This is a genomic window from Streptomyces mutomycini (assembly GCF_001700505.1).
GTDB lineage: Bacteria > Actinomycetota > Actinomycetes > Streptomycetales > Streptomycetaceae > Streptomyces > Streptomyces mutomycini.
The window spans coordinates 43,729-53,062 of the sequence record NZ_MAPV01000013.1 but is presented as its reverse complement, the minus strand read 5'-3'; the positions used below and the strand labels follow the sequence as shown (position 1 = coordinate 53,062).

7 protein-coding genes are annotated in these 9,334 nt (G+C 70.2%); all 7 read right to left on the bottom strand.

The window, feature by feature from the left end; genetic code table 11:
* Positions 1-291: 291 nt before the first annotated feature.
* The 7 genes from BFF76_RS01775 to BFF76_RS01745 all read right to left on the bottom strand — a co-directional run bounded on the left by BFF76_RS01775 (position 292) and on the right by BFF76_RS01745 (position 9,309).
* The gene (locus tag BFF76_RS01775) at positions 292-510 is read right to left on the bottom strand and encodes an MbtH family protein (protein ID WP_031098030.1); all 219 of its coding nucleotides are present in this window, start codon (positions 508-510) and stop codon (positions 292-294) included.
* A 703-nt stretch (positions 511-1,213) separates the two neighbouring features.
* Positions 1,214-4,009, bottom strand: a complete 2,796-nt coding sequence (locus BFF76_RS01770) for a DUF5682 family protein (protein ID WP_065846845.1) — start codon at positions 4,007-4,009, stop codon at positions 1,214-1,216.
* Positions 4,006-5,118 (bottom strand): ATP-binding protein, encoded by a 1,113-nt coding sequence (locus BFF76_RS01765; RefSeq protein ID WP_033302095.1) that lies wholly within the window; start codon positions 5,116-5,118, stop codon positions 4,006-4,008. Before BFF76_RS01765 ends, BFF76_RS01770 begins: the two co-directional genes overlap by 4 nt.
* A 55-nt stretch (positions 5,119-5,173) precedes the next feature.
* Positions 5,174-6,598, bottom strand: coding sequence for a vWA domain-containing protein (locus tag BFF76_RS01760; protein ID WP_031098032.1), 1,425 nt, complete (start codon positions 6,596-6,598; stop codon positions 5,174-5,176).
* Entirely contained in the window at positions 6,595-7,986 is a 1,392-nt protein-coding gene (locus BFF76_RS01755; RefSeq protein WP_065846843.1) for a hypothetical protein, read from the bottom strand. Before BFF76_RS01755 ends, BFF76_RS01760 begins: the two co-directional genes overlap by 4 nt.
* Positions 7,986-8,504 carry a hypothetical protein gene (locus tag BFF76_RS01750; RefSeq protein ID WP_079122287.1) on the bottom strand — a complete coding sequence of 173 codons (519 nt, stop codon included), beginning with the start codon at positions 8,502-8,504 and terminating at the stop codon, positions 7,986-7,988. Before BFF76_RS01750 ends, BFF76_RS01755 begins: the two co-directional genes overlap by 1 nt.
* 148 nt (positions 8,505-8,652) lie before the next feature.
* On the bottom strand, positions 8,653-9,309 hold the full coding sequence (locus BFF76_RS01745) for an alpha-ketoglutarate-dependent dioxygenase AlkB family protein (protein WP_031098040.1): 657 nt from the start codon (positions 9,307-9,309) through the stop codon (positions 8,653-8,655).
* Positions 9,310-9,334 lie beyond the last annotated feature (25 nt).

Genomic DNA, 9,334 nt, shown 5'->3' with positions numbered 1-9,334 from the left:
GCCGAGCGGGGAACTTCACGGCACCCGTGGGATCCGGTTCGATCGGGCACCGTAAAGGGACATGTCGTCTCGACAGGAGGCCGCAATGTCCTCGCGCATCAAGGGCGGCCAGGAGTCGGCCCGTCGACGCTTCATGAATGCCACATGAAGAAAATGGGCAGGGGTGATCAAATGGCGAAAGTTATCCGTCACACCTGATCGAATCTGCTCAGATTGGAGCGAAGTCGATCAGGCGGGAGCGCCGACCCGGCACTCGACCTGGGAAGGCGCCTTCGATGCCCCGCCGCCCGCCTATCCGGCGTCAGCCCTCATCGCACGCACCAGGCCGGCGGGCCGCATATCGGTCCAGGCGCCCTCGATCGCGTCGAGACACTCCTGACGCGACCCTTCGGGGCCGGCGGTGCGCCAGCCACCCGGAACGTCGATGTGCGAGGGCCACAAGGAATACTGGCCCTCGTCGTTCACCAACGCCACGAACCGTCCCGACTCGTCATCGAAAGGATTGGTCACGGCTGTCCCCCCACTTGTTCTCACTCCATTTACGACACTGTCATCAGCCATGTCCGGGGTGCACCGCTTCGGTCCTTTCCGCGGCACACCTTCCGAGCCCCGGCCCCTCAATGCGGTTCCGGTCACGCGGAACGGAGATACGTTACGCCTCCATACCGCCGACATACCTGTGTCCGATCCGGGGTCAACCCGACGTAACCCGTTCACGCCAATCACATTAGAGGACCCACGGCTGCGAACGGCACGTGTTCGCCCGATTACCGACAAGTATTCAGACGGGCGCCAGGAAGCGCACCGGCCCGCGGAATATGCCGACCCGCACTGTTCGAAGAAATTCAGCCACCCCATGTCCTTATGGTGCTGGTAGAACTTGATATGAACCGGCCATTTTCGGATAGTCGCCGGTGTGCGCCCGCGCACTCCCCCGCATCGGTGAAAATCGCGCCAAGCTCCCATGCGCCGGGTACGCGCCCCCGTCCCCCGGCCATCTGAGACCCCGGCGGTCGGTGGCACGGTGGGCGAGGCGCGCAGTTCGGCCGCGACCCCGCACAGGCGGCGTGAGAACGCGGGCCGTTGCCAGCAGGCGCCCCCGACCCGCGCGAAGGCCCGTCGCCGTCATCTCCCGATGACGGCGACGGGCCTTCGCTTTCAACGCGTCTGCTTCCTCAGCCAAGGAAGTACCGGCATCCCTGCCTCCGGTCCGTCATGCTCCCGTCAGCAGCGCATCCAGTGCCACCGCTGTCTCCGGGTACCGGCCGACCAGTACCGCCCCCGAAGGTTCCGCCGCCTCCGCCTCCCAGGCGCCCTCCCAGCCCAGCAGTTCCGCAAGGCTGTCGCACGTCTCCGGGTGGGCGGTGAGCAGGACCGCGCGGCCTGCCGTGGCGCCCCCGGGAGCCGGCTCGGCAGGCGCTTGCGGGACGGCCTGCCACGGTGGGACCCAGGTGTCCAGCGTCGCGAGCCGGCCCGGAAAGACCCGGCCGGCCTCACGGATGAGCAACGGGGCCAGATCGGCGCCCTCGGACCGCAGGGTGGTGATCAGCTTCGGCAGCCAGGGCAGCAGCACCGGATCCGGGAGCCGTGCGAAGGCATTCGAGACCGCCTCCACGACGAAGTCGGCCAGCTGTGGCACCGGCTCCAGCGCGTGCAGGAATCCGCTGAGATAGCGCGGGTATGCGGGCACCACCAGCGGGTCGGCCAGCAGACCGTCGCACCGCTGCCGCAGCTCGGCCCGGGACAGCTGTCCGAGCTGCACCTGGGCCGCCCACAGCAGTGCCACCCTGGAGGGCTCCCGCGGATGCGACTGTGCGAAGGCCAGATCCAGCTGGGTCCGGTCGCAGCCGAGCGACAGGGCCAGGCTCTCCATGCTGAAGAGGAATCCCAGCATCGCGGCGACCTGCCGCACGGTCGCGTCCTCGTCGGTGAACGCCGTCGGCAGGAGCGTGCAGTAGTGCGCGTAACCCGTCTTGGCGAACGACTCGATCCACGACGGCAGCACCGGTCGGCTGATCCGGTAGTACGCCAGGAGCCGGCGCACCCTCCGCAGGACCTCCGGCGCCCCGTCGACGCTGCGCTCGGTGGCCAGCACCTCCAGGGCTCGGGTGCCGAGCTCGTCGGCGAGGCGGCCGCTGCGCAGATGCAGCACGGCGTCCTCGACGGCTCCGAGTACCTGCGCCGTGGTGGCGTTCGGGGCGTAGGCGGCGCGGCGCAGGCGCTGCTCCAGGACCTGCTCGATGCTGACGCCCTCGTAACCGAGCTCGATGAGCGCCCTCTGGTGTGTGCCCAGCGCAAGGTCCCAGGACTCCTGCGCCGACTGCTTGCCGAGCTCCCGCTCACCCATGATCGGCCTCGCGGCACCGTGCGGCATCAGGTGGCGCAGCATCCACAGCACATCGGAGCACTGCCGCAGTTCAGGCTGGGTGGTCATGTCCAGCAGAGCCCGCCGGACGCCGCGCTGCTGGAGCTTGAGGCCGAGTGGGGCGAGGCGGTCGTGCACGTCCCGGGCGAGGGGCGGCAGCGCGTCGTAGCCGACCTGGCCGATCCGGTCGCCGCCCATCAGGATCTCCACGAGGCGGCGCACATCGCGCCTGCCCGGCACGGTCTCCTTCTCGATGCAGGTGACCGCCGCGTCCTGGAAGTCGTACGGGGTGGGCCTGGCCCGGTCCCGCATGCCGGCCAGCAGGATCGACGTCTCGAACACGGCGATGGCGTCGGCGGTGGAGGCGAGATAGCCGTTGCGGCGGGCGGAGCGCACGATCTCCACCGACCAGCCGAGGAGTTCGGCCTCGTCCAGCCGGTCGAGGGCCGGCGGGCTCTGCAGGAAGCCGGAGAGCTTGTCGGAGGGTGCTTCCGGTGCCACGGGGACGGCCGCCGCTGCGGCCCTCCCCGGTTTCGCCGCCTTCTTCGCGCCCGCCTGACCCGCGAGCCGGAAGGGCTGCACCCTGGTGCGCCTGAGGTTCTTCGCCCACTGGGTGGCGGCGATGGAGACGGACCCGGCGGCGAGGCCGAACTGTGCCTCGATCGCCGCGTGGCTGGACGGGATCAGGCCGTGCTGCCAGGTGCTCTCGCTCGGCGGAGTGATCTCGAAGGTGTCGCTGCCGTGGACACCGAACTCCTCGACGCGGCTGGACGCGTGGAAGGCACCGCAGACGTAGAGGCAGTCCCCGGGATCGGTGCCGGTCGCGGCGAGGTGCTCGCGCATCCGCGTCCACATGTAGCGCTCGCGGTCCTCGTCCACCCGGACCCGGCCGGTGTCCCCGGGGGCCAGACGGCGGAAGAGGCTGCCGATCAGGAGCATGACCTGGCGGTAGGTGTCGTGGTCGCTGTCGCCGAGCGGCAGCTCGACGTACTGGTGCCACCACTCCGACCAGTGCCGCACGCGACCGTGGTGCAGGAGGTGCTCCTCGAGTTCGGCGAAGCGGGGCCTCAGGTCACCGATCTCCACCCCGACGGCGTCGCCGTGCAGCGCCGCCTCCTCCTCCGCGGGCCGGTCGTCCGGACCGGTGGGCTCCTTGTCGCCCGCCTGCCACTGGAACACGTGGTCCGAGGAACGGTCGACGAGGACCAGCTCGACACCCGGGGTGTCCAGTGCGTAGGCGATGGCCTGGTATTCGGCCGACGCCTCGGTGATCGGGGCGACGACCGACAGGGGTGCCCATTCCGCGGGGAAGCCCTTGACGTCGCTCGCGAACGCCTGGACGGCCACCGGCAGACGGCAGTTGCGGAGCTCGGGCAGGAGGGGCGCCATGTCCTCGCACAGCTCCAGGTACACCACCTTCGGCTGCTTCTCGCGCAGCCGCCGTGCCATGGCGACCGCTGACGCGGGTGAGTGGTGGCAGACGGGGAAGATCTCCAGCGGCTCGCGCACCGCGCGGTCGACGTCGTCGACGATGCCGAGGAGGATGCCCTGCAATGCGTCCGGGCCGTCGGCGAACTCCGTCGCCGCGTCCTGCAGTTGGCCTCGCAGCGCCTCGAAGGGCGTGCCCTCGTCCGGGGCGCTCATGACAGGGTGGCGATCGCGTCGCGGCCGCCCTCCAGGAACTCCGGCCAGGAGCCGCCCTCTTCCTTGCTGCGGGGCTCGACGACGCCGTGCAGGTACTTGTTGAGGATGGCCAGGTCCTCGGGCTCGCGCCGTGCCAGCGATCCGACGAGGGAGGAGGCCAGCGTGCGGGCGGTCAGAGCGCGTTCGCCGAAGAAGTTGCTGTGCAGGATCGCGTCCTCCAGCACACCGATCTGCTCGGCGCTCGACAGGGCGGACTCCAGCTTCTCGTCGTCGCTGCCGGCGGCCGCGGCGGAGGCCCGCAGGTCGGCGAAACTCTGCAGCAGTACGTCGAGCAGGGTCGGCGGCACGTCCAGCTCGATCTGGTGGCGGCGCAGCAGTTCCTCGGTGCGGAAGCGGACGATCTCCGCCTCGCTCTTCTTGTTCGTCACCACCGGGATGCGGACGAAGTTGAAGCGGCGCTTCAGCGCGGACGACAGGTCGTTGACTCCCCGGTCGCGGCTGTTGGCCGTGGCGATGACGGAGAAGCCCGGCTTGGCGAAGACGATGTTGTCGCTGTCCATCTCCGGGACCGAGATGTACTTCTCCGACAGGATCGAGATCAGTGCGTCCTGGACGTCGCTGGTGGAACGGGTGAGTTCCTCGAAACGGCCGATCGCCCCGGTCTCCATCGCGGTCATGATCGGTGAGGGGATCATCGACTCCCGCGACTGGCCCTTGGAGATCACCATGGACACGTTCCAGGAGTACTTGATGTGGTCCTCGGTGGTGCCGGCCGTGCCCTGCACCACGAGGGTGGAGTTACGGGATATGGCGGCGGACAGCAGCTCCGCCAGCCAGCTCTTGCCCGTGCCCGGGTCACCGATGAGCAGCAGGCCCCGGTCGGAGGCCAGCGTGACGATGGAGCGCTCGACGAAGCTGCGGTCGCCGTACCACTTCTGGGAGATCTCCCGGTCGAGGCCGTCGGAGCGCTCGGATCCCAGGATGAACAGGCGGACCATCTTCGGCGACAGCCGCCAGGAGAAGGGCTTGGGGCCGTCGTCGACCGACTCGAGCCAGTCGAGCTCCTCGGCGTACTTGATCTCGGCGGGGGCGCGCAACAGGTCGGACATGTGTGTGGAGCCTTTCTGAGAATTTTGGGTTCGACTGCACCGGAGCCGAGGGGCTTCAGGTGAGGAAGGTCTTGAGCTCGTGGACGAGCTTGCGGATGTGTCCGGAGAGCACCGGAGTCCCCTGGTCCTTGAAACGCTCCCGGAACCACGGGTTGACACTGGCGCGGCCGGAGCTGGTCACGGAGCCGACGGGGATGAACTTGGCGCCGGAGCGGTGGATGGCGGCCATGCTCTCGAACAGGGGCTCGGTCTGCCATTCGTAGAAGTCCGAGATCCACACCACGACCGTGTTGCGCGGCTCGGCGATCTTCGGCTGGGCCAGTGCCATGGCGACCGTGCCGTCGGTGCCGCCCCCGAGGTTGGTGCGCAGCAGGGTCTCGAACGGGTCGTGCACCCACGGGGTGAGGTCGAGTGCCTGGGTGTCGTACGCGATGAGGTGGACGTCCACCTTGGGCAGGCCCGCGAAGATCGAGGCGAGGATGGTGCAGTTGACCATCGAGTCCACCATCGAGCCCGACTGGTCGACGACCACGATCAGCCGCTGCGGCGTCGTCTTGCGGGCGGTGTGGCGGTAGAAGAGGCGGTCCACGTAGAGCCGTTCCTCTTCGGGGCTCCAGTTGGTGAGGTTCTTCCAGATGGTGCGGTCGAGGTCCAGGTTGCGGAACACCCGCTTCGGCGGGACCGAGCGGTCCAGGGCACCGACTGTCGACTTCTCCACCTGCGTACGCAGCACCTCGGCGACCTCGTCGACGAAGCGGCGGATCAGCGCCTTGGCGTTGGCCAGGGCCACACCGGACAGGTTGTCCTTGTCGCGCAGCAGCTGTTCGATCAGCGACATGCTCGGCGTCAGCTGCCCGGCCAGCTGTGGATCGGCGAGCACTTCGCGCAGCCGCATGCGCTTGACGAGCCCGGCCTCGATGGAGCCGAGCTCCGGGCCGATCTCCGGGATGAGCCGGCTCAGGTCGGGCGTACGGCCGCCGCCTCCCGTACCTGTCGGGCTGACGCCCGTTCCTCCGGCGCGTCCGCCGCGCAGCTCCCCTGGCCTGCAGCCGAGCGAGCGCTCCAGCCAGCCGGCGTCGGACTGCCACCGGGACAGCTGTCCCGCGGTGACGGTGCCGGGCGGGGAGTGGAAGACGTTCAGCAGGACCTTCGACACGAGCGCGGCGCGCCGCACCTCGGCGGCCCGGTCGCGGGTGTCGCCGTCCGCTGCTTCACCATCGGTCTCGTCCTCCGGCACCATCAGACCGTCGAACTCGGCGGCCAGTTCGGGATGGCGCTGCACCACGGAGTCGACCGACGCCTGCGGATCGAGCAGCTTGGCCGGCAGGCCGATGTCCTCGACCACGGCGAGGCTCGCTGATTCCAGGGCCGCCTGCTCCTCGTGGTCGAAGAGCCGGGCGAGGAGGCGCCAGTACATGACCTGGCGGCGGTTGTCGTGCGAGGTCTCCGCGGTCACCTCGGAACTCTGTTGTCCGGTCATTTCCGCAGCAGCCTTCCCGCGCGCTCGCTCAGCACCTTCGCGGCGTCGGTGGCGGCCTTCTCCGCCCTGGCTCCGGCCTTGTCCGTCGTCCCTCCGGCCCACGCCCCGGCGTGCACCGCGGTCACCTTCTTCCGCACCGTGGTCTCGACGGCGAGGGGCTGCACGCCGAACGAACCGGCGTCCCAGCGGATCAGCCCGATGCACGCGCCGGACTTGGCGACGGCCTCGGGTGTGAGGGGACCGGCGGCCGGTATGCGGTCGGTGTCGACGACCAGGTCGAGCCCGGCGACGGTGAAGGTCAGCCGGCCCTCGTCATCCGTCCGGGTGGTGTAGCCCTCCAGGAAGACGGGTACGGCGATGCGTGCCGGATGCCGGTCAAGAGGCGCTGTCACCGGGGCGGTCGCGGTGGGCAGGGCCACGCGTGCGGTGGCGAACGCCTCCGCCGGCTCCCCGGGACGTGCGTGCTCGTCGCTCCAGACGAGGTCGCCCTCCGCGGTGACCGGCATACCGGTGAGATCCATCGAGCAGCCCTCACCGGCGGCGGCGAGGAGCGACATGTGCGGGCGCATCAGCTGCCAGATCCCGGCCCCGACGACCGTGTCGGGCTTGGGAACCGACACACTGGCGCGCACGAGCCGGGGCGCCGAGCCGTCAGCGGGCTCGAACACCGCGTGCACCTGAGCCTGTGCGGCGGTCGCGTGCTCGGTCACGTCGATGCCGAGGGGCAGCAGACGTCCGTCGGCGGTACCGGTGACCGGCGCGACTGCAGCGCCGGGAACCGTCAGCAGCATCCCGCGCGACCAGAGGTCTCCCCAGCGACGCAGGGGAAAACGCTCGAGCGACGCACCGGGGCAGGAAGCGGCGAGTTCGGCGGCGAAGCCGTCGAGAAGCGTGGCCAGACGGCGCAGGGACGGGTCGGGAAGCATCGCGGAGACGACCTCCGCCGCCCCGGACACCACCTCGTGGTCGAGCCCCTGCCATCCGCAGCGCGCCAGGTCGGACAGCCAGGCGCGGGCGGCCGTCAGCAGATTGGCCGTCGGCTGCCCGGCGGCCACCGGGACCACGTCCGCACCGCGCTGACGTCCGGCCGCCTCGTCGACACGGGTCAGCAGGGCGTCGTGGACCGAGCCGTGCAGTGCGGTCCGTGCGGCGGCCAGGGCCACGAAGTGGTCCTCACCCGCCGCTCCGGCCGCCGCCTTCGCGGCCGCCTCGGCGACTCCGGCTGCCAGTGGCGTCCCCAGCACGGCGTCGGCGAGCCGTGTCGGGCCGGCGGTCCCGGCGGGCTGGGGACGGAGCAGGCCCGCGACGAGGGCCTGGTCGAAGGCGTCGACGGCCTCCAGGGCTTCGTCCAGTCCTTCTACGGGTCCGGCGAGCAGGTCGGCGCGCATCACGCCACCGCCCGGGTCGGCGGGAAGAACTGCATCTCGGGCAACGGCGCCGTGACCGGAGCGTGTTCGAGATAGGCCAGGTGACGCAGGAACCGGCTGAAGACGGACGCGGCGGCCTTCGTCGTGTCAGCCTGCGGACGGGTGCTCCTCATGGCCGAGGCCAGCCCGGCACCGTCCGTGTCCCCCTCCGGGGCGTCGGCCTTCAGATACCGGACGACGCGCGGGGCGCCGTACTGCAGGACCGCTTCGTTGATCAGAGCACCTATGTGGTTGCAGAACGATCCGTGCGCCCCGCCGCAGGGCCGGTTGTTGTTGGTGCTGCAGGCGAACGCGAAGGTGCCCGTGGCGACGGACGACACATAGACCCGCCCGATGTCCGAGCCACTGGACACCACACCCTGCAGACGCCCGTCGGCCAGCTCGACGAACGGAACCTTGGCGAGCTTGCGCGGCCGCGCGGGTGGTACCACCCGTGCCGTGCTCGACCTCTCCCAATGCGACAACGCGCCATCTCCCATGCACAACTGAGGTGTCGTCCCCGCCGGATCGGCGGAACACGAATGAACCTACTGGCGGGCACTGACAACGCCGTCGTCGCGGGGGTGGAGGAGAGGGCCCGGCCCCGGCCACGCGAACCCGGCCCCGGTCACGCGGGCCCGGCCCCGGTCACGCGAGCCCGGTGACCCGCATCGTGATGTTCAGCCGCCCCGAGCGCAGCCCGGTGGCCGGGTCGCCGGTGCCTTCGTGGACCCTGGGCACCCCGTGGTACGCGAACCGTGAGGGGCCGCCGAGGACGAAGAGGTCGCCCGAGGAGAGTTCGATGTCGGTGTACGGCTTGGTGCGGGTCTCGGTGTTGCCCACCCGGAAGACACAGGTGTCGCCGACGGACAGGGAAACAACCGGGGCGGACGACCGCTCGTCCTTGTCCTGGTGCATGCCCATCCTGGCCTGCCCGTCGTAGAAGTTGATGAGCGCGGTGTCCGGCGTGTAGTCCCGCGCGGCCTCCTCGTCGCCGTACGCCTCCAGCAGGGCGCGGCGTCCCAGCCGGACCAGCCAGTCCGGGAAATCGGCGACCCGCCGGCCGTTCACGTCGTCCGCCGTGCGGGTGTATTCGTACGGTCGCCAGTGCCAGCCGACGCAGACGGTCTGAACGGACATGACGCCGCCGCGCGGCAGGCGGGTGTGCCGGATCGGGACGGGCCCGGTGGCCCAGGCGCGACAGGCCGTCACCAGCTCCCGCTGCTGCGCGGTGCCGAGCCAGCCGGGCACGTGCCATGCTCCCGGGGCGACCTCCATGGCGGGACGCGGGATCAGGGCGTTCATGGGGAGGTGTCGCCGGTGGAGGTTT